Consider the following 20,105-nt stretch of genomic DNA (forward strand, 5'->3'; position numbering starts at 1 on the left):
TTCGTAATCGGACGCGCACGGTCAAATTGAGGGTCGGCCGTCTCTACCCGTGACCCGGCCCCACCAATCCGCCAAACGGGTGACTAGGGAGTATGAAATGAAACTGACCAAGACGCTTCTTGCGACAACGGCTCTGACCGTCGCTGCTGCCGGCGCGAACGCCGAAAGCCATGTCGAGATGGCCGACAGCATGACGATAGTCAGCTGGGGCGGCGCCTATCAGGAAAGCCAGCTCAAGGCCTATGTCGAGCCTTATATGGAGCAGAACCCCGGCGTCAGCGTCACCTGGGACGAAAGCTCGCCCGAGGCCGTCGCCAAGCTGCGCGCGATGGACGAGGCCGGCAACATCACCTGGGATCTCGTGGACGTGACCGCGGCCGACGCCATGCGCCTGTGCGACGAGGGCCTGGCGATGGAAGTCGACCATGACGAGATCCTCGCCGAGGCGCCGGACGGCACGCCCGCCACCGAGGATTTCGGTGACATGATCGTGTCCGACTGCTTCGTTCCGCAGATTGCCTACTCGATCACCAACGCCTACCGCACCGACGTCGACGAGTGGGAAGGCCGCACCCCCGAGGACATCTGCGCGCTGTTCGACACCGAGAATTTCCCGGGCAACCGCACGCTCGAGCGTCGCCCGATCAACAACATGGAATGGGCCCTGATGTGCGACGGCGTCGCCTTCGAGGACATCTATGACGTTCTCGAGACCGAGGAAGGTCAGCAGCAGGCGCTGGACAAGCTGGACACGATCAAGGACCAGACGATCTGGTGGACCTCGGCCGCGGAAAGCATCCAGACCCTGGCGGACGCGGAAGCGGTCATCGGCTCGTCCTATAACGGGCGCTTCTTCTCGGCGATCGTCGAGCAGGACCAGCCGCTCGAGATGCTGTGGGACGCGCAGGTCTACGACATCGACGGCTGGATCATCCCCGAGGGCCTCTCGGACGAGAAGCTGGCCCGGGTCGAGCACTTCCTCAAATTCGCCACCGACACGCAGCGCCTGGCGGACCAGGCCAAGTACATCTCGTACGGCCCCGCGCGCGCATCCTCGGTGCCGCTGGTGTCGACCCACGCGGAACTGGGGATCGAGATGGCGCCGCACATGCCGACCAACCCGGACAACTCGGACAACGCCTTCGTGCAGAACTACGAGTGGTGGGCGGATTACCGCGACGACATCGACGCCAAGTTCCAGGCGTGGCTGGCACGCTGAGCGCGCCCGGCCGGGCCTGATGCCCGGCGCCAACGACACCGGCAGAGCGGGTTCCGCCCGCTCTGCCCACCAACAAGCTTCGCCGACGAGCCCAGCGGCATCGCCGGGGGCAGCGGACGGACGGGCAGGTGACCCGCACCGCGTCGAAGGACGGGGCGGAGCGCGGACAGGGAAAGGGATGGCATGCCCAAGGGCTACATCATCGGCCACATCACGGTGCACGACCCGCAGGCCTATCGCGAATACATCGAGCGCGACACGCCGCTGCTGCAATCCTATGGCGCGAAGTTCCTCGTGCGCGGGGGGCAGTCCGAGACCCCCGAGGGCGAGACGCAGGAGCGTCACGTGGTCATTGAATTTCCCGACTACGAGACCGCGCGCCGCGCCTACCACGACCCCGAATACCAGGAGATCGCCGAGATCCGACGCCGGACCGCGACCTCCACGATCATCCTAGTCGAGGGCACCTGAGCCATGAGCGACGCCACCTCCAACGCCAACACCATCGACGCGCCGACGCCCGAGAAGGGCATTGCCGCGGCCGAGGCGAAGAACAACCCGGTGCTCGCGGCCGACGGCACGCCGCTCAAGAAGTCTCTGCGGCGCGCGCTGCGCGCGCAGAAGCTGCGGGCGCTGATGCTGATCGCGCCGCTGCTGATCTTCGTGCTGGTGACCTTCATCGCGCCGATCCTCGACATGCTGTTCCGCTCGATCGAGAACCAGATCGTGTCCGACACGCTGCCGCGCACCACTTCCCAGCTGTCCGAATGGGACCCGGCCACCGACGAGCTGCCGCCCGAGGCGGTCTACGAGGCATTCTACTACGACCTGTTCGCGGCTGTCGAAGCCCGGCAGCACACCCGCCTCGGCCAGCGTCTGAACTACGAGAACACCGGCGTGTCCTCTCTGTTCCGCGGCTCCGGCCGGGACCTCGACGACTTCCGCGAGGACCAGGTCGAGTACATCGAGGATTTCTCGCCCGAGTGGGAAGATGCCGGCTACTGGCTGTCGCTGATGTCCGGCGAGGGCGGCGAGGATTTCCTGGATACCCGCCGCGACGCCATCCTTGCCCTGATCCGCGAAAGCAAGCGCAGCCCGCTGGGCGACCTGTGGTGCGCCACGATCGCCACCTGCGCGACCGCGCCCGAGGATATCGACATCGGGTACACCCCCTCGGCGGAGGTCATCGACCTGCTGCCTCGCACGTCCGAGGCCTACGCCGACTTCGCGCTGATCACCGTGCTCGAGGAAGAGGACAGCATCGCCGAGGAAGAGCCGTGGGAAGCGGTCTACGTGGCGCTCGCCCAGGATCTGGCCGAGACACCCGAGTCCGAGCTGGCCGCGTTTTCCGGACCCCAGGCGCAGGCGCTGGTGGACCTGAAGGCCGGCCTTGCCGACGTCGAGGCGCAAAGCTTCCGCGACCTTTTCGCGCAGTCGGACGACGATTGGGTCACACCAAGCCCGTGGCGCACGATCCAGACCTACGCGCCCGCCTACACGACCGGGTACTTCCTGAACGCCGCGGACATGCAGAAAACCCCCGACGGCCCGGAATTCCGCCCGGAGAACGAGCGCATCTACGGCCTGTTGCTGCAGCGGACGATGTTCCTGTCGCTGACGATCACGTTCAGCTGCATCCTGCTGGGCTACCCGATCGCCTACCTGCTGTCGAACTTGCCGATGCGCACTGCGAACCTGCTGATGATCCTCGTGCTGCTGCCGTTCTGGACCTCGCTTCTGGTGCGCACCAGCGCCTGGAAGGTCATGCTGCAGCAGCAGGGCGTGATAAACGACGTGCTGGTCTGGCTGGGCCTGGTGGGTGACGGCAGCCGGCTCGTGATGATCAACAACCAGTTCGGCACGATCGTTGCGATGACGCACATCCTGCTGCCGTTCATGATCCTGCCGATGTATTCCGTGATGTCGACGATCCCGCCCAGCTACGTGCGCGCCGCGAAGTCGCTGGGCGCGACCAACTGGACGACGTTCTGGCGGGTCTACTTCCCGCAATCGGTGCCGGGGATCGGCGCGGGGTCGATCCTGGTCTTCATCCTGTCGATCGGCTACTACATCACGCCCGAGATCGTCGGGGGCACGACCGGCACGTTCATCTCGAACCGCATCGCCTACCACATCTCGTCCTCGCTCAACTGGGGCCTCGCGGCCGCGCTCGGCTCGATCCTTCTGGTCGTGGTGCTGGCGCTTTACTGGGCCTATGACAGGATCGTGGGCATCGACAACGTGAAGCTGGGGGGCTGAGGCATGTCGGACACCGTCGTCATAACGGAAACGAAAACGCTGCCCTATTCCTTCACGCTGCCTGTCGTGGGCGGCGCGGGGGCCTTCTTCGGGCTCTTCGTCGGCACCGCGCAGGGTTCGGGCCTGCTGGGCGTCGTGATCGGCTTCGTCCTGTGCGCCGCGCTGGCATGGGTTGCGCTGAGTCTGGCCGGGGTCAAGAACGAGAAAGGCTTCAAGTGGGGTTGCATCGCGCTGTTCCTCGTCGCCGGCTTCCTCGTCGGCGGCGCACCCGGCCTGGTCCTCGGGGGACTGTTCGGGTGGTTCCTCGGGTGGTTCATCTACTGGATCGGCCGCGGTCGCTACCGGATGTTCCTGCCACCCTACCTGACCGGCGGGCAGGTCCTGTGGCATTACAGCTTCAGGGTGATCTGCGGCGCGATCTTCGTCTTCCTGATCACGCCGATCCTCGTGGTCATGCCTCTGAGCTTCAACGCCGAGAACTTCTTCACCTTCACGCCGGAAATGCTGTCCTTCGACCCGGCCGGGTATTCGCTGCGCCACTATCGCGACTTCTTCAGCTCCGCCGAGTGGCAGCAGGCGCTGCGCAACTCGCTGATGATCGCGCCGGTGGCGACGCTTCTCGCCGTGGGCTTCGGCACGCTGGCGGCCATCGGCCTCAGTCAGCCGCACGTCCCGTTCCGGCAGGCGATCATGGCCATCCTGATCTCGCCGATGATCGTGCCGCTGATCATCTCGGCTGCGGGGATGTACTTCTTCTACTCGCGCATCGGGCTTCAGGGCACCTATGTCGGCGTGGTCCTGGCGCATGCGGCGCTGGGCATTCCCTTCGTCATCATCACCGTCACCGCCACTCTGGTGGGCTTCGACCGGTCGCTGACGCGGGCGGCGGCGAACATGGGCGCGAACCCGGTCACGACGTTCTTCCGGGTGCAGATGCCGCTGATCCTGCCGGGCGTGATCTCGGGCGGGCTGTTCGCCTTCATCACCTCGTTCGACGAGGTGGTCGTGGTGCTGTTCGTGGGCTCGGCCAACCAGCAGACGTTGCCGTGGCAGATGTTCACGGGCCTGCGCGAACAGATCTCGCCCACGATCCTGGCGGTCGCGACAATCCTCGTCGGCATCTCGATCGTGCTGTTGACAACGGTCGAGCTTCTGCGCCGCCGGTCCGAGCGTCTGCGCGGCCTGTCGCCGGGCTGACGCGGCAGGCTTTCCGGCCATTCTGGGGCCGTGCGGTGGAGATACCGCGCGGCCCTTCATTTTTTCCTAAACCTTCCGTCGGATTGTGCGGCAACCCGTTTGAACGAGGACAGCATGACGGAATTGAATCCAGGTTTTGCGGCCGAGGCACGCAGCACGGTCGGAGAGATTTCCTTCCAGGTGCACGAGATGTTTTTCTCGCGCACCGACAAGCGCGGCGTCATCAAGGCCGGCAACGGCGTCTTCCGCCGGATCTCCGGCTATTCCTGGGACGAGCTGGCCGGCACCCCGCACAAGATCATCCGCCATGCCGACATGCCCAGGGGCGTATTCCAATTCATGTGGGACACGATCAAGGCGGACAAGCCGGTCGGCACCTACGTCAAGAACCGCGACAAGTCGGGCGGGTATTACTGGGTCTTCGCCCTGGTGGCGCCGTGGAACGACGGCTACATTTCGATCCGCCTGAAGCCCACCTCGCCGATGCGCGAAACCGTCGCCGCCATCTACGCCGACCTTCTCAAGGCCGAACGCGAGGACGGCCTCACCCCGCAGCAAAGCGCCGAGTTGCTGCTGGAGCGCGTGCGGGAACTGGGCTACGCAAGCTACCAGACCTTCCAGGCGGCCGCCATCGCGGCCGAGTTCGAGGCGCGCGCCAAGGCGATGGGCGAGCCGCTGGAACAGGTGCAGAAGCGTTTGCTGACCATGTCGCGCGGAATTGCCGACGTGCAGGTCGAGACCGCCGAGATGACCGAGGCGTTCAACGCGATCCGGACCGTCCCGATGAACATGCGCATCATCGCCTCGCGTCTGGAAAACGCCGGCGGCCCGATCAGCGCGATTTCGGTCAATTACAGTCAGATGCTGGAAGAGATGTCGACCTGGGTGAACACCTTCGTCGATGGCGATACCTGCGTCTTCGCGCGTATCCGCGACGCGATCCTGAACAGCCAGTTCCTCGGCTTCGCGGCGGCGCTGCAGCAGGAAGTCTCCGAGACCCTGACGCGGGCCGACGTGGACTCAATGCCCGGTCACGACCTCGATCGGGAGCGTGCGACGATTGTCGACCTGCGTGCGGACTTCCTGAAGCAGACGCGCGACTCGCTGGGCAGCGTCGAGACCGAGGCGATGCGCTTCGGCCGCAGCGTGCTGGACATGAAGCGGTACGTGACCGGTCTCAGCTCGACCCGGATGATGTGCAAGATCGAAAGCGCGACGCTGTCCGATCAGGGAACGGCGCTCGGTGGCATCGTCGAACAGCTGGACGCCTGCCAGAACGAGATCGAGAAGCGGCTGGCGCGGATCGTCGAGTTGAACGCCGTGATCCAGAGCAACACCGCGATGCTGCGCGCGCTGGTCTAGCCGGGCATCGGCGCAGGCCGCCCAAGAACAGCGAAGGGCGCCGCAGCGCCCTTCTTCGGTCATCAATCGTTCGCCCGGCGCGCCACTGGGGACAGCAGGCCTGTCAGACGCGTACCAGCGCCTCGTAGCTCGTGGCGATGTCGCGGGTGAGCGGCCCGACCTCGAACCGGAAATCGCCGATCTGCCCCACCGGCGTGACCTCGGCTGCGGTGCCGGTCAGCCAGCACTGCTCGAAGCCTTCCATCTCGTCGGGCATGATGTGGCGCTCGTGGACCTTGATCTGGCGGTCGTGCAGCATGCCGATCACCGTCTGGCGCGTCAGGCCGTTCAGGAAGCAATCGGGCTTGGGCGTATGCACCTCGCCGTCCTTCACGAAGAAGATGTTCGCCCCTGTCGCCTCGGCAACGTAGCCGCGGTAATCCATGAACAGCGCGTCCGAGCAGCCCTTGGCCTCGGCCGCGTGCTTGGACGTGGTGCAGATCATGTAAAGCCCCGCCGCCTTGGCGTGAACCGGGATCGTCTCCGGCGAGGGGCGCTTCCACTTCGCGATGTCCAGCTTCGCGCCCTTCATCTTGGCGTCGCCGTAATAGCTGCCCCATTCCCACGCCGCGATCGCCAGCCGCACCGGGTTGCGCCGCGAGGCGACGCCCATGTCCGGCCCCGCGCCGCGCCACGCGACCGCGCGCACATACGCGTCTGTCAGGCCGTTGGCTTCCAGCACCTGCGCCTTGGCCGCCTCGATCTCGTCGACCGAGAAGGGGATCTCGAAGTCCAGTTCGCCGGCCGAGAAATGCAGCCGCTCGGAGTGCTTGCGCGACAGGAAGATCTTGCCGCCATAGGCGCGCTCGCCTTCGAAAACCGAGCTAGCGTAATGCAGCGCGTGGCTGAGCACGTGCACGTTGGCCGAACGCCAGTCGGTCAGCGTTCCGTCCATCCAGATCTTTCCGTCACGATCGTCGTAGGCTGCGTCTGCCATCCCGCGCTCCCTAGCTTTTCACTTGTTGCGCACGATATGACCGGATCGGACGTAAAGTTGCGCGAAAACTGAGACTCGGTACCAGTTCGGGCTTGGAATGTCAACAAGACTGACATAAAATCACTCTCGGGACCGGAACCGCGGGGCAGCATGACCGAGGCGCGCAAGATGCAGGGCGAGACCCTGCTTTACCTGACCGACGAACAGTTGCGCCAGGGGGCCGAGGCGATGTTCTTCGCGTATCGCGGCTTCACCGCCGATCCCGACCGCATCCTCGCCTCGCTCAGCTATGGCCGCGCGCATCACCGCGCGCTGCATTTCATCCACGGCGCGCCCGGCACGACGGTCAACAACCTGCTGACCACGCTGGGCGTGACGAAGCAATCGCTCAACCGCGTGCTGCGCACCCTGATCGGCGACGGCCTGGTCGAAAGCCGCGTGGGCCGAGTAGACAAGCGCGAGCGCCACCTCTACCTGACCCCCGAAGGAGAGGCGCTGGAACGCGAGCTGTCCGAGGTGCAGCGCGCACGCCTGCGCGCCGCCTTCCGCGATGCCGGCCCCGAGGCGGTGGCCGGCTTCCGCCGCGTGCTCGAGGCGATGATGGACCCCGAGATGCGGCGCCAGTACGAACGCCTGCGGGAGGGCCGCGGATGATCGGAGCCGACGCGCATCTGCTGATCGTCGACGACGACGAACGCATCCGGACGCTGCTGCAGAAGTTCCTGATCCGCCACGGCTTCCTGGTCAGCGCCGCGCGCGATGCCGGCCACGCCCGTCGGTTGCTGCAGGGCCTCGACTTCGACATGATCGTGCTCGACGTCATGATGCCGGGTGAGGACGGCGTCAGCCTGACCCGCGCGATCCGCGATCGCTCGACCACGCCGATCCTGCTGCTGACCGCCCGGGCCGAGACCGAGGACCGGATCAAGGGGCTCGAGGCCGGCGCCGACGATTACCTGCCCAAGCCATTCGAGCCCAAGGAACTGCTGCTGCGGATCAACGCCATCCTGCGGCGCATCCCCGAACCGCCCGCAGCACCGACCGTGCCCAACCTGCTCAGCCTCGGCGGCATCCGCTACGACACCGAGCGTGGAGAGCTTTGGCAGGGCGACGAACCTGTGCGCCTGACCGCGACCGAGGCGCACCTGATGCGCATCTTCTCGGCCCGCCCCGGCGAGGCGATCAGCCGCGCGCAACTGGTCGAGGAACTGGGCCGCGGCGACGGTCAGGCGCAGGAGCGCGCCGTGGACGTGCAGATCACCCGCCTGCGGCGCAAGCTCGAATCCGACCCGAAAAGCCCGCGTTACCTGCAGACCGTGCGCGGGTCGGGCTACATGCTGGCGCCGGATTGACGGTTGCCCTCGGACGGCGCATGGGGTTTCCCTGACAGCGTCGACACGGGGCAGGGGACGGCATGGCCACGGCACTCATCACCCACGCGGACGGGCTGACCCATGTCACCCCGGCAGGGCACCCCGAACGGGTGGCCCGGCTGGAACACGTGCTGCATGCGCTTCAGGGAATGGACCTGCTGCGCGTCACGGCGCCCGAGGCCGAAGACGAGGATTTGCGCCTGTGCCATCCGCAATCCTACATCGATCGCATCGCCGCCGCGCTGCCCAGGACGGGCACCCGGCAACTGGACGCCGACACGTTCCTGTCGGCGGGCTCGATGCGGGCGGCGCGGCGGGCGGTGGGCGGCGCGATGCGCGGCGTCGACATGGTGCTGGGTGGCGAGGCGAACAGCGCCTTCTGCGCCATGCGCCCGCCCGGCCACCACGCCGAGCGCGAGACCCCGATGGGCTTCTGCCTGTTCGGCACGGTGGCGATCGCCGCGAAGCACGCGCTCGACCGCCACGGGCTGAGCCGCGTGGTGGTGGTGGACTTCGACGTGCACCACGGCAACGGGACGCAGGACCTGCTGTGGGACGAGAAGCGCACGCTGTTCGTGTCGTCGCAGCAGATGCCCCTCTGGCCCGGCACCGGTAGCCCGGACGAGACCGGCGCGCACGACAACGTGCTCAACGTGGCGCTGGTTCCCGACAGCGGCGGTAACACCATGCGTAGCGCCTACGAGACACGCGTCTTCCCCCGCCTGCGCGAATTCGCCCCCGAGTTGCTGCTGATCTCGGCCGGCTTCGACGCCCATGCCGACGATCCGCTGGCCCAGCTGAACTGGGAAACCGTGGATTTCGCCTGGCTCACGGCGGAACTCTGCGCCATCGCGAAGGCGAGCGGCGCGCCGGTGGTCTCGGTGCTCGAGGGCGGCTACGATCTCGCCGCGCTGGCCGAGAGCGCCGCGGCCCACGTGATCACATTGACGGAGAAGACATGACCGACCAGACCCAGACCCCCGTCGAGGAGATGAGCTTCGAGGCGGCGATGGCCGAACTCGAACAGGTGGTGAGCAAGCTCGAGCGCGGCGACGTGGCGCTGGACGAATCCATCGCGCTCTACGAACGCGGCGCGGCCTTGCGCAAACGCTGCGATGCCAAGCTGAGCGAGGCAGAGGAAAAGGTCGCCGCGATCACGCTCGACGCCGAGGGCAACCCGACCGGAACCAAGCCCGCCGAAGGGCTCTGATGCACTTCGAGACCGGGCTGCACCAGGCCGCGCAAGCGATCGGCGCGGGCTTCGCGCGGGAGCTGGACGGATGGCCGGACGTGCCCGTGGTGCACGCGATGGCCTACGCGCTCGAGGGCGGCAAGCGCCTGCGCGGTTACCTCGTGATCGAGGGCGCGCGCCTGCACGACGTCGACCCGGACCGCGCGTTGCGCGCCGCCATGGCGATCGAGGCGGTCCACGCCTACAGCCTTGTCCACGATGATCTGCCCTGCATGGACGACGACGACCTGCGTCGCGGCCGGCCGACCGTGCACCGCAAGTGGGACGAGGCGACCGCCGTGCTGGCCGGCGACGCGCTGCAGACGCTGGGGTTCGAACTTGTCTCGGACCCCGCCTGCCATCCCGACGCCGATGTGCGCGCCGACCTGACGCTCACCCTTGCAAGGGCGTCGGGCGCGCGCGGCATGGTGCTGGGGCAGGCGCTGGACATGGCCGCCGAACGCGCCGATGCGCCGCTCGACTTGGCGGCAATCACCCGTCTGCAGGCCGACAAGACCGGCGCGCTGATCCGCTGGGCGGCCGAGGCCGGCGCGCGGCTGGCGTGCGCCGACCCCGCGCCGCTGGGTACGTACGCGCAGGCGCTGGGGCTGGCCTTCCAGATCGCCGACGATATCCTCGACGTCGAGGGCGACGTCGACGCGATGGGCAAGGCGGTGGGCAAGGATGCCGATCGCGGCAAGGCGACCTTCGTGTCGCTGCTGGGCCTCGATGCCGCGCGCGGCCGCGCCGACGCATTGGTGACCGAGGCCTGCGACGCGCTAGCTGTCTATGGTGCGCGGGCCGAGCCCTTGCGGCAGGCCGCCCGGTTCGTTATCTCGCGCCGGAACTGAAGGACGCACGCCCATGACCGACAGGCCCGATACCCCCATCCTGGACCGCGTCCACAGCCCCGCCGACCTCAAGGGCATGGACGATTTCAAGCTGCGCCGCCTCGCCGACGAGTTGCGCGCCGAGACGATCGCCAGCGTGTCCAAGACCGGCGGGCACCTGGGCGCGGGCCTTGGCGTGGTCGAGCTGACGGTCGCGATCCACGCGGTGTTCGACACGCCGCGCGACAAGCTGATCTGGGACGTCAGCCATCAAAGCTATCCGCACAAGATCCTGACCGGCCGGCGCGACCGGATGCAGACGCTGCGCCAGAAGGGCGGGCTGTCGGGCTTCACCAAGCGGTCGGAATCGCCCTACGACCCGTTCGGCGCGGCGCATTCCTCGACCTCGATCAGCGCGGCGCTGGGCTTTGCCGTGGCGCGCGACCTGGGCGGTGCCTGCGACACCGGTCACGGCGACGCCATTGCCGTGATCGGCGACGGCGCCCTGTCGGCCGGGATGGCCTACGAGGCGCTCAACAACGCGGGTCACCTGGGCAAGCGCCTGATCGTGATCCTCAACGACAACGAGATGTCGATCGCCCCGCCCACCGGCGCGATGTCCTCGTATCTAAGCCGCCTCTACGCCGAGGCGCCGTTCCAGGACCTCAAGGCGGCCGCGAAAAGCGCCGTCAGCATGTTGCCCGGGCCGTTCCGCGAGGGCGCCAAGCGCGCCAAGGACCTGTTCAAGCACATGGCCGTCGGCGGCACGCTGTTCGAGGAACTGGGCTTCAGCTATGTCGGCCCGATCGACGGGCACGACATGGACCAGCTGCTTCCGGTGCTGCGCACGGTCAAGGCCCGGGCCGACGGGCCGATCCTGATCCACGCCATCACGAAGAAGGGCAAGGGCTATCACGCCGCCGAACACGCGCCCGACCGCGGGCACGCGCGGGCGAAATTCAACGTCGCCACCGGCGAGCAGACCAAGGCGCCCAGCAACGCGCCCGGCTACACCAAGGTCTTCGCGGGCGCGCTGATGCAGCTTGCCGCCGACGATCCGCGCATCTGCGCCGTGACCGCCGCGATGCCCGACGGCACCGGGCTCGACCTGTTCGCCGAGCGGTATCCCAGCCGCACCTTCGACGTCGGCATCGCCGAGCAGCACGCGGTGACCTTCTGCGCCGGCCTCGCGGCTGGCGGGATGCGGCCCTTCGCGGCGCTCTATTCGACCTTCCTGCAGCGCGGCTACGACCAGGTCGTGCACGACGTGGCGATCCAGCGCCTGCCGGTCCGCTTCGCCATCGACCGCGCCGGGCTGGTCGGTGCCGACGGCGCCACCCATGCGGGAAGCTACGACGTCGCGTTCCTGGCGAACTTGCCGGGATTCGTGGTCATGGCCGCCGCCGACGAGGCCGAGCTGAAGCACATGGTCGCCACCGCCGCCGCGCATGACGAGGGGCCCATTGCCTTCCGTTATCCCCGCGGCGAGGGCGAGGGCGTCGAGATGCCCGAACGCGGCCAGCTGCTGGAGATCGGCCGCGGCCGGATGATCCACGAGGGCAGCCGCGTGGCGCTCCTGTCGCTGGGCACCCGCCTGCGCGAGGTGCGCCAGGCCGCCGAGGCGCTGCAGGCCCGCGGCATCGACCCGACGATCGCCGATGCCCGGTTCGCCAAGCCGCTCGACCGCGACCTGATCCTGCGCCTCGCGCGCGAGCACGAGGCCCTGATCACCGTCGAGGAAGGCGCCATCGGCGGCTTCGGCAGCCACGTCGCGCAGCTTTTGGCCGAGGAAGGCGTCTTCGACACCGGGCTGAAATACCGCTCGATGGTGCTGCCGGACATCTTCATCGACCAGGCCAGCCCCGCCGACATGTATGCCGTGGCCGGCCTGAACGCCGCGGATATCGAGGCGAAGGTGCTGAACGTCCTGGGGATCGAGGCGCTGAGCAAGCGCGCCTAGCGGGGATCAGGCGCCAGAGTCGCTGTCCAGCATCGCCCGCAGGCCGGCGCGGTAGTCGGGATACAGCAACTCGACGCCCAGCTCCTCCTTGATCCGGTCGTTCGAGACGCGCTTGGACTCGGCATAGAAGCTCTCCGCCATCGGGCTCAGCTCCGCATCCTCGAACGCGACTTCCGGCGGGCGCGGCACGCCCAGCAGATCGGCGGCGTCGGCGATCACGTCCTGTGGCGGGGCAGGGTCGTCGTCACAGACGTTGTAGACCGCGCCGGGATTGGGATGGTGGATCGACGCTTCGAGCACCTGCGCGATGTCGTCCACGTGGATGCGCGAGAAGACCTGACCCGGCTTGACGATGCGCCGGGCTGTGCCGCGGCGCACCTTCTCGAACGGGCCGCGGCCGGGGCCGTAGATGCCCGCCAGCCGGAAGACGTGCAGCGGCAGGTGCGGGATCGCGCCCCATTCGGCCTCGGCCTCGACGCGGGCGATGCCGCGCGCGGTGCCGGGCGTCAGCGGCGTCGCCTCGTCGACCCAGGCACCGTGGTGGTCGCCGTAGACGCCGGTGGTGGACAGGTACCCGACCCACCACAATTCGGGCACGCGCGCCTCGATCGCGTCGCGGGCGATGCGCAGCGACGGGTCCCCCTCGGCATCCGGGCCGGCCGAGACGAGGATGTGCGTCGCGCGGCCGACCGCCTCGGCGATGGCGTCGCGGTCCCACGCGATGGGCTCGACGCCCTCGGCGCGTAGGCGCTCGGCCTTGGACGCGTCGCGCGTGGTGCCGATCACGGTCCAGCCCTGCGGCACCAGCCGCCGGGCCAGCGCGCGGGCCGAATATCCGTGGCCGAGGGAAAGAAGCGTTCCGGGCATGCCTTGGTGGTGCCTGCCAAGGCGCCGATTTGCAAGAGCTACGACTCCGGCGCCGCAACGAATCGCCCCGCGCAAGGCGCGGCATTCCCGCCCCTTGGCGCGCCGCGCGCCGCGCCAAGGGGCGCGAGCGGCACGGAACCCGCGCTCGATGGTCAGAATCCCGCCCCGACGCGTGGCAATCCGCCGATCCCGACCCCGCGGTGGCAAGGCTTCGCCTATGGCCGAACGCGGCGTGGCGCGGCGCCACGGTTTCGGTTTACCGCTATGGTGCGCCACAACCGGAGCCGTTCCGCATGCTGACACGCATCGCCGCCTGCACCCTTCTTCTGGCCCTGACCGCCGCCTGTTCCTACGGCCCCGCGACCGACCGTCCGGGCGGCCCCGAGACGGTCTCGAGAGCCCTGGTGGAAACGCCGCTCCACCCCAACGAGACGCCCGAGCTGCGCGCCTCGATCAACAAGTGGGCCGATCACTACAAGCTGCCGCGCAGCCTGGTGCACCGTCTGGCGATCCGCGAAAGCACCCACCGCCCCGGCGCCCGCAACGGTCCCTATTACGGCCTCCTGCAGATCCTGCCCGCGACCGCCCGCTCGATGGGCTTCCAAGGCCGACCCGCCGACCTTCTGCAGGCCGATACCAACCTGCAATACGCGCTGAAATACCTGCGCGGCGCCTATCTGGTGTCCGAGGGCGACCCCGACGAGGCGATCTTCCTCTACGCCAAGGGCTATTATCCCGAGGCCAAGCGCGCCGGGCTTCTGGAAGAAACCGGCCTGCGCTGAGGCCCTGCTGTTCTAGTGTTCCGCGAGGGGCGGCGCGCCCCTCGTCGATCATGTAGCGCAAGGGAACGCCCTCGCGCGCTCTGCCTTCAGGCGGCGTAATCCGATCCTTCCGCGTCCAGGATCGCCTTCAGTTCGGCCAGGTGCCGCGCGTCCTGTTCGGGGTATTCCTCAAGCTCGCGCGCGGTCTTCTCGGCGATCTCGTCGGACAGCACCGACAGCGGCCGGCCGGTCTGCAGGGCGCGGATATAGGTCTCGGCCGCGCGCTCGAAGTAGTACAGCCGGTTGAACGTGTCCGCGACGCTGTCGCCGATCACCATCACGCCGTGATTGCCCATCACCAGAACCTTCTTGCGCGGGTCGTCCAGCAGCTGCGCGCAGCGCTCGCCCTCCTCCTCGAAGGCCAGCCCGCCGTAGTGCTCATCAATGGCGATGCGGTTGTAGAAGGTGGCGCAGTTCTGGTCGATCGGCGGCAGGCGCTTGTCCTGCAGACAGGCGAGAACGGTAGCGTGGATCGAGTGCACGTGCATCGCGCAGCGCGCATGCGGGCAATGCCGGTGCAGCCCGCCATGCAGGCCCCAGGCGGTCGGGTCGGGCGCGCCGGGGCGGTTCAGCGTGTCGGGGTCGTTCGCGTCCACCACGATCAGGTCCGATGCCTTGATGCGCGCGAAGTGCATCTGGTTGGGGTTCATCAGGAACTTCGTGCCGTCGTCGTTCACGGCCAGGCTGAAATGGTTCGCGACGCCTTCGTGCATGTTCAGCCGCGCGGTCCAGCGGAAGGCGGCGGCAAGATCCACGCGTTGCTCGAGATGGTCGAGATTGGCGATCGGCTGGGGTGCGTTCATGGCGGGTCTCCTGGGGCTTCGCGTGGCGCGACCCTAACCCATGCCGCCGCGGGTTCCGACCGGGTTTATCCGACAACGCGGACTGCGCCCGCGCTTGAACCCGCCCCGACAAGCTGTCACCTTGCGCCGAAATCCAGGAGAGGCCCATGCAGGACCCAGGCACCGTGCCGCAGATCGTCACCCCCGAGACCCCCGAGGCAGAGGCTTTCGACGATGCCCGCGCCGCGGTGGCGCGCCTGTGCGAGCTTTACGACGAGGCCGCGACCTTCCTGCGCGACCGCTTCGCCGAGACGCTGGAGAAGGGCGACCCCGGCCTGCGCTACCGCGCCTTCTACCCCGAGATCCGGCTGGTCACGCAAAGCCACGTCCATGTCGACAGCCGGCTCAGCTTCGGCCACGTCGCCGGGCCCGGCACCTATTCCACCACCGTCACCCGCCCCGCGCTGTTCGAGCGCTATCTGACCCAGCAGATCGGCCTGCTGATGCACAACCACGGCGTGACGGTGCAGATCGGCCCTTCCGCCACGCCGATGCCGGTGCATTTCGCGGTTGCGAACTTCCCCGACATCAGCGTCCCGCAGGAAGGCGCCGCGAATTTCATCCTGCGCGACGTGTTCGACGTGCCCGACCTCAACACCACGAACGACGACATCGTCAACGGCGTGGCGCAGCCCGACGCCGCCGGGGCCGAGCCGCTGGCGCTGTTCTCGGCGCAGCGGGTGGATTACTCGCTGGCGCGGCTGGCGCATTACACCGCGACCGACCCCGAGCATTTCCAGAACCACGTGCTGTTCACCAACTACCAGTTCTACGTGTCCGAGTTCGAGACCTTCGCCCGCACGATGCTGGCCGATCCCGACAGCGGCTACACCAGCTTCGTGTCCACCGGGAACGCCGAGATCACCGGCCCCGACCAGCCGCTTCCCGCGTCGCCGCGCATGCCGCAGATGCCGACCTACCACCTCAAGCGCCCGGGCGGGCAGGGGATCACGTTGGTCAATATCGGCGTCGGTCCCTCAAACGCCAAGACGGCCACCGACCACATCGCCGTGCTGCGCCCGCATGCCTGGATCATGGTCGGCCACTGCGCGGGGCTGCGCAACTCGCAAAGCCTCGGCGACTTCGTGCTGGCGCACGCCTACCTGCGCGAGGACCGCGTGCTCGACGACGACCTGCCGGTCTGGGTGCCGATCCCGGCGCTGGCCGAGATCCAGATCGCGCTGGAGCAGGCAGTCGAGAAGGAGACCCAGCTTTCGGGCTACGACCTCAAGCGCGTGATGCGCACCGGGACGGTGGCCAGCGTCGACAACCGCAACTGGGAGCTGCGCGATCAGCGCGGGCCGGTCCAGCGCCTGTCGCAATCCCGCGCGATCGCGCTCGACATGGAAAGCGCCACGATCGCCGCGAACGGCTTCCGCTTCCGCGTGCCCTATGGCACCCTGCTGTGCGTGTCCGACAAGCCCCTGCACGGCGAGTTGAAGCTGCCGGGCATGGCGTCTGACTTCTACCGCACGCAGGTCGGACGCCACCTGATGATCGGGATTCGCGCCATGGAGCACATCCGCGAGATGCCGCTGGAACGGATCCACAGCCGCAAGTTGCGCAGTTTCGAGGAAACCGCCTTCCTGTAACGCGCGGTTTTTGGCGCAAAATGCGCATTTGATGCGCCGAGACGGACACGAGTTGTTGTGTTTTACCGCTACATCCGGTTTTAATCCGGACCAGAGCCCCTAGGGACGGGCAGTGAAGGAGACCATTGAAATGGCGAAGCCGATGACGAAGACCCAGCTTGTGGCCGCGCTGGCGGACAAGATGGACACCGACAAGAAGACCGCCGGCAACGCGCTGGACGCGCTGACCGGCCTGATCACCGAAGAAGTGTCGAACGGCGGCGCCGTGACCCTGCCCGGCGTCGGCAAGATCTACTGCCGCGAGCGTCCCGAGCGGATGGTGCGCAACCCCGCCACCGGCGAGCAGTTCAAAAAAGAGGCCGACAAGCAGGTCAAGGTGACCATCGCCAAGGCGCTCAAGGACAGCGTGAACGGCTGATCGCCGATACCTGACGGCACGGTATCGCAACGCCGCAAGGCAGCCCGGTGCCCCTCGGGGATCGCACGATCACGACGTATCGATCGCGGGCGGAACCGGCCCGCTTTCGCACAGGGTCGCCCTCGGGCGACCCTTTTCGTTTTTTCACATGCCGTTGCGCAGCACGGGGAACCGCGTTCCCGGCTAGGGGCGTGGAAATGCTTCCGGGTTGATGCTGCAGCGAGGATTGGGGCTGGCAGGGCGACTGGACGGTCTTCAATTGGAGCTGAATGGTGACGTGGTCGCTGGACCTGTTCGTCGCGCGCATCTCGAAGGGGGCAGGCGGGCCCGACCGCGCTGCAGCCGATCTTTTGCCTGATCTTCCTGATGATCCCCGCTCTGGTGATCGGCCTGCGCAACGAGGACATCGACTACGTCCCCGTGGGCAAGCGCCCCAGGCCCGAGGACCTGCGCCGCGACAGAGAAGAGAGGGCGGCCCCGCCCGGGGAATAGGCCGCGAAAAAGGGGCCGCGCCCGGCGCGACCCCTTGTGCTTGCAGAACCCGCGATCCTCAGCCGAAGACGCGGCCCAGTGCGGCATCCGTCGCCTCGACGATCTGGTCGATGTCGTCCTTCGTGGCGATCAGCGCGGGCGAATAGCACAGCGTGTTGTTCTTGCCGGGAACCGAGCGGTTGGTCGCGCCGATGATGACGCCCTGCTTCATGCAATCGGCCACCACCGCCTTGACGCGCGCCTCCTCCACCGGTTCGCGCGTTTCGCGATCGGTGACCAGTTCGGCGCCCAGGAACAGGCCCTTGCCGCGCACGTCGCCGATCACCGCGTGCTTCTCGGCTAGCGCGTGCAGCTTGCCGGTCATGTACTCGCCCATGACCAAGGTGTTTTCCAGCAGGCCCTCGTCCTCGATGATCGCCATGTTCTCGAGGGCCGCCGCAGGTCCCGCCGTGCAGCCCCCGAAGGTCGAGATGTCGCGGAAGTAGTTCATCGGGTCGTCGGCATCGTCCTTGAACATGTCGAACACAGCCTCGGTCGTGGTCAGGCACGCGATCGCGGCGTAGCCCGAGGCAACCCCCTTGGCCATCGTAACCATGTCGGGTTGGACGCCGTAGTGCTGGTAGCCGAACCAGTGCGTGCCGGTCCGGCCGACGCCGCAGACCACCTCGTCGATATGCAGCAGGATGTCGTACTTGCGGCAGATCTCCTGCACGCGCGGCCAGTAGCCGTCGGGCGCGGCGATCACGCCGCCGCCTGCCGTCACCGGCTCGAGGCACAGCGCGCCCACGGTGTCGGGCCCCTCGGCCAGGATCACCTTCTCGATCTGGTCGGCGGCCCATTCGCCGTAATTGTCCTGCGGCGCGCCGTCCTGTTCGTGGCGGCGGTATTCCAGGCAATGCGGCACGCGCACGAAGCCCGGCGCGAAGGGGCCGTACTGTGCGTTGCGTTCGTCCTGGCCGCCCGCCGACAGGCAGCCGATCGTGGTGCCGTGATAGTCGCGGTCGCGGAACAGGATTTTGTGCTTCTTGCCGCCGTACCGCTTGTGCGCGATCTGGCGGACCATCTTGAACGCCTTCTCGTTCGCTTCCGACCCCGAGTTGCAGTAATAGACGCGGCTTTGCCCCGGCATCTTCGAGATCAGCTTCTCGGCGAACAACGCGCCCGGGACGGACCCCGCGGCGCCGGCGAAATAGTTCAGCTTGATCAGCTGGTTGTAGACCGCCTTGGCGATGCGCTCGCGTCCGTAGCCCACGTTCACCGTCCAGACGCCGCCCGACACCGCATCGAGATGCTCCTTGCCGGTCTGGTTCCAGACGCGCATCCCCTTGCCCTCGACGATGATGTTGGGGTCGGTCGTCTCGAAGGGCTTGTGCTGGACCAGGTGGTGCCAGACATGCGCCTTGTCGGCGTCCACCACGTGGCTCCGGTCGTTCTGCGTCAGCGCTCCGTCCATGGATATCTCTCCTTTCGGCACTCGTTCGGGTCAGTAAGCCATGCGCGCGCCGCCGCGGCAATGCGCGGCCACGGGGACGCCGGAAAATTCACGCGCGCCCCGTCAGGAGCCCAGATCGTCCAGCGCGGCGCGGATGTCGGCGCCGGCGCCGTGCAGCCACAGCCGCGCCTCGTCGATCGCGTTCACGTAGGGGCGCAGCGCGGCTTCGGCCTGCGGCTGCCGCTCGATGATCCGCGGCGCGGCAAGATAGACCGCCGCCGCGATCGCCGCCAGCGCCAGCGCCAGCACGAAGCCGCGGGCGAATCCGCCGCCGCGCGCCTCGTCCGGCTCGATCCGCGACGCGGGGCGCCCCGGCCTGCCGGGCCGTGCCGGCCGTTCGGCACGCCCATCCGCCCGACGGTCGCTGCCACGCAGCGTCTCGCTGATCTCCTCGACATCCGGCAACAGATCGCGCCGCGAGCCGGCCGCCACGAAGGCGGGCGGCGGGCTGGCGGTCTCCTCGTCGCGCACGAACGCCATCCGCTCGCGCTCGGCCCGGGCGCGGCGCGCCTCGGCGTCGTCGGGCGGGTCGGGCAGACCCAGGTCCGGCTGGCTCTCGATCGGCGAGGCCGCGCCGCGCCGCCGCGCTTCGTGCTCGCGCTCCTGGCGAAAGACCTCGGTGATCTCGGGCGGCAGGCTGCGCGGCTGGACGGGGCGCGGCTGCGCCTCGTCCTCGCGGGCCTGGTCTTCGTGATCGTCGCCTGACGCGTCATGCCCGGCCGCGTCAGGCCCGGACGCGTGATGTCCGGTCTCGACCGTCGCGGCCTCCACCGGCGCAATGCCGGCCGGGTGCGTCTCCGCCGGGGCCGGCTGGTCCGCGACCGGCGCCTCGGGCGCGGGATCGCGCCGCGTCGGCGCGGGCTGCACGGTCTCGGCGGACTGGAACCAGGTATGCGCGCAGTTCGAGCACTGCACGTCGCGCCCCTCGGGGGGAATAACCTCGGGGGGCACGTCGTACCGCGCCCCGCAGCGCGGACAGACCAGGCGGATCTTGCTCACGTCGCGCTCTCCAAAGCCGTCTCCAAAGCCGCCTTCCGCCGCCTCCATGGCGCGGTTCCGTGGCACGATACGCCGCGGCGGAAGGCGGGAAAACCCCCGTTTCCGCGCCGTGGCCGGATTGCAACCCCCGTCCCGCTGCGGCAAGACTGTGCCACCGGACAGGGCAGGGCAGGCG

The 20,105-nt window shown here is 68.0% G+C and carries 20 protein-coding genes; 15 read left to right on the forward strand and 5 right to left on the reverse strand.

Annotation, left to right across the window (positions count from 1 at the left end; all coding sequences use genetic code 11):
• Nucleotides 1-97 precede the first annotated feature (97 nt).
• The 5 genes from BLW27_RS10380 (at nucleotide 98) to BLW27_RS10400 (ending at nucleotide 6,037) form a co-directional block, all read left to right on the forward strand.
• A complete protein-coding gene (locus BLW27_RS10380; RefSeq protein ID WP_089882975.1) occupies nucleotides 98-1,219 on the forward strand; it encodes an extracellular solute-binding protein in 1,122 nt (373 codons plus the stop codon).
• 183 nt (nucleotides 1,220-1,402) lie between these two features.
• Nucleotides 1,403-1,690, forward strand: coding sequence for a DUF1330 domain-containing protein (locus BLW27_RS10385; protein WP_089882977.1), 288 nt, complete (start codon nucleotides 1,403-1,405; stop codon nucleotides 1,688-1,690).
• A 3-nt stretch (nucleotides 1,691-1,693) separates the two neighbouring features.
• Nucleotides 1,694-3,478: an ABC transporter permease gene (locus BLW27_RS10390; protein WP_089882979.1), complete on the forward strand. Its 1,785-nt coding sequence runs from the start codon at nucleotides 1,694-1,696 to the stop codon at nucleotides 3,476-3,478.
• 3 nt (nucleotides 3,479-3,481) lie between these two features.
• Nucleotides 3,482-4,675 carry an ABC transporter permease gene (locus BLW27_RS10395; RefSeq protein WP_089882981.1) on the forward strand — a complete coding sequence of 398 codons (1,194 nt, stop codon included), beginning with the start codon at nucleotides 3,482-3,484 and terminating at the stop codon, nucleotides 4,673-4,675.
• Between the two features lie 114 nt (nucleotides 4,676-4,789).
• On the forward strand, nucleotides 4,790-6,037 hold the full coding sequence (locus BLW27_RS10400) for a PAS domain-containing protein (protein ID WP_089882983.1): 1,248 nt from the start codon (nucleotides 4,790-4,792) through the stop codon (nucleotides 6,035-6,037).
• 103 nt (nucleotides 6,038-6,140) lie between these two features.
• On the opposite strand, the gene BLW27_RS10405 is transcribed toward BLW27_RS10400, so the two are convergent.
• Nucleotides 6,141-7,013, reverse strand: coding sequence for a branched-chain amino acid aminotransferase (locus BLW27_RS10405; protein WP_089882985.1), 873 nt, complete (start codon nucleotides 7,011-7,013; stop codon nucleotides 6,141-6,143).
• Between the two features lie 150 nt (nucleotides 7,014-7,163).
• On the opposite strand from BLW27_RS10405, the gene BLW27_RS10410 reads away from it, so the two are divergent.
• The 6 genes from BLW27_RS10410 (at nucleotide 7,164) to dxs (ending at nucleotide 12,407) form a co-directional block, all read left to right on the forward strand.
• Nucleotides 7,164-7,667, forward strand: a complete 504-nt coding sequence (locus BLW27_RS10410; protein WP_089882987.1) for a MarR family winged helix-turn-helix transcriptional regulator — start codon at nucleotides 7,164-7,166, stop codon at nucleotides 7,665-7,667.
• A complete protein-coding gene (locus BLW27_RS10415) occupies nucleotides 7,664-8,365 on the forward strand; it encodes a response regulator (protein ID WP_089882989.1) in 702 nt (233 codons plus the stop codon). The genes BLW27_RS10410 and BLW27_RS10415 overlap by 4 nt, the downstream gene beginning before the upstream one ends.
• Before the next feature lie 62 nt (nucleotides 8,366-8,427).
• Nucleotides 8,428-9,348 (forward strand): histone deacetylase family protein, encoded by a 921-nt coding sequence (locus tag BLW27_RS10420; RefSeq protein ID WP_089882991.1) that lies wholly within the window; start codon nucleotides 8,428-8,430, stop codon nucleotides 9,346-9,348.
• Nucleotides 9,345-9,596, forward strand: coding sequence for an exodeoxyribonuclease VII small subunit (locus BLW27_RS10425; protein ID WP_089882994.1), 252 nt, complete (start codon nucleotides 9,345-9,347; stop codon nucleotides 9,594-9,596). Before BLW27_RS10420 ends, BLW27_RS10425 begins: the two co-directional genes overlap by 4 nt.
• Nucleotides 9,596-10,468, forward strand: coding sequence for a polyprenyl synthetase family protein (locus BLW27_RS10430; RefSeq protein ID WP_089882996.1), 873 nt, complete (start codon nucleotides 9,596-9,598; stop codon nucleotides 10,466-10,468). Before BLW27_RS10425 ends, BLW27_RS10430 begins: the two co-directional genes overlap by 1 nt.
• A 13-nt stretch (nucleotides 10,469-10,481) precedes the next feature.
• Complete coding sequence (gene dxs, locus BLW27_RS10435; protein WP_089882998.1) at nucleotides 10,482-12,407, forward strand: 1-deoxy-D-xylulose-5-phosphate synthase; 1,926 nt, start codon at nucleotides 10,482-10,484, stop codon at nucleotides 12,405-12,407.
• Between the two features lie 6 nt (nucleotides 12,408-12,413).
• Here dxs and BLW27_RS10440 read toward each other — a convergent pair whose 3' ends face one another.
• A complete protein-coding gene (locus BLW27_RS10440; RefSeq protein WP_089883000.1) occupies nucleotides 12,414-13,274 on the reverse strand; it encodes an SDR family oxidoreductase in 861 nt (286 codons plus the stop codon).
• Nucleotides 13,275-13,567: 293 nt separating this feature from the next.
• On the opposite strand from BLW27_RS10440, the gene BLW27_RS10445 reads away from it, so the two are divergent.
• A complete protein-coding gene (locus tag BLW27_RS10445) occupies nucleotides 13,568-14,056 on the forward strand; it encodes a lytic transglycosylase domain-containing protein (protein WP_089883002.1) in 489 nt (162 codons plus the stop codon).
• A gap of 86 nt (nucleotides 14,057-14,142) precedes the next feature.
• Here BLW27_RS10445 and BLW27_RS10450 read toward each other — a convergent pair whose 3' ends face one another.
• Nucleotides 14,143-14,898: a class II aldolase and adducin N-terminal domain-containing protein gene (locus BLW27_RS10450; protein WP_089883004.1), complete on the reverse strand. Its 756-nt coding sequence runs from the start codon at nucleotides 14,896-14,898 to the stop codon at nucleotides 14,143-14,145.
• Between the two features lie 146 nt (nucleotides 14,899-15,044).
• Between BLW27_RS10450 and BLW27_RS10455 the strand changes: the two genes are divergently transcribed.
• The 3 genes from BLW27_RS10455 (at nucleotide 15,045) to BLW27_RS21950 (ending at nucleotide 17,439) form a co-directional block, all read left to right on the forward strand.
• Entirely contained in the window at nucleotides 15,045-16,529 is a 1,485-nt protein-coding gene (locus tag BLW27_RS10455) for an AMP nucleosidase (protein ID WP_089883006.1), read from the forward strand.
• A 130-nt stretch (nucleotides 16,530-16,659) separates the two neighbouring features.
• A complete protein-coding gene (locus BLW27_RS10460) occupies nucleotides 16,660-16,947 on the forward strand; it encodes an HU family DNA-binding protein (protein WP_089883008.1) in 288 nt (95 codons plus the stop codon).
• A 366-nt stretch (nucleotides 16,948-17,313) separates the two neighbouring features.
• Entirely contained in the window at nucleotides 17,314-17,439 is a 126-nt protein-coding gene (locus BLW27_RS21950) for a hypothetical protein (RefSeq protein ID WP_281242748.1), read from the forward strand.
• Nucleotides 17,440-17,497: 58 nt separating this feature from the next.
• On the opposite strand, the gene BLW27_RS10470 is transcribed toward BLW27_RS21950, so the two are convergent.
• On the reverse strand, nucleotides 17,498-18,892 hold the full coding sequence (locus BLW27_RS10470; RefSeq protein WP_089883012.1) for an aminotransferase family protein: 1,395 nt from the start codon (nucleotides 18,890-18,892) through the stop codon (nucleotides 17,498-17,500).
• 102 nt (nucleotides 18,893-18,994) lie between these two features.
• Nucleotides 18,995-19,930, reverse strand: a complete 936-nt coding sequence (locus tag BLW27_RS10475; protein WP_218141103.1) for a zinc-ribbon domain-containing protein — start codon at nucleotides 19,928-19,930, stop codon at nucleotides 18,995-18,997.
• Between the last annotated feature and the right edge of the window lie 175 nt (nucleotides 19,931-20,105).

The sequence above is a fragment of the Citreimonas salinaria genome (genome assembly GCF_900107235.1).
GTDB classification, from domain to species: domain Bacteria; phylum Pseudomonadota; class Alphaproteobacteria; order Rhodobacterales; family Rhodobacteraceae; genus Citreimonas; species Citreimonas salinaria.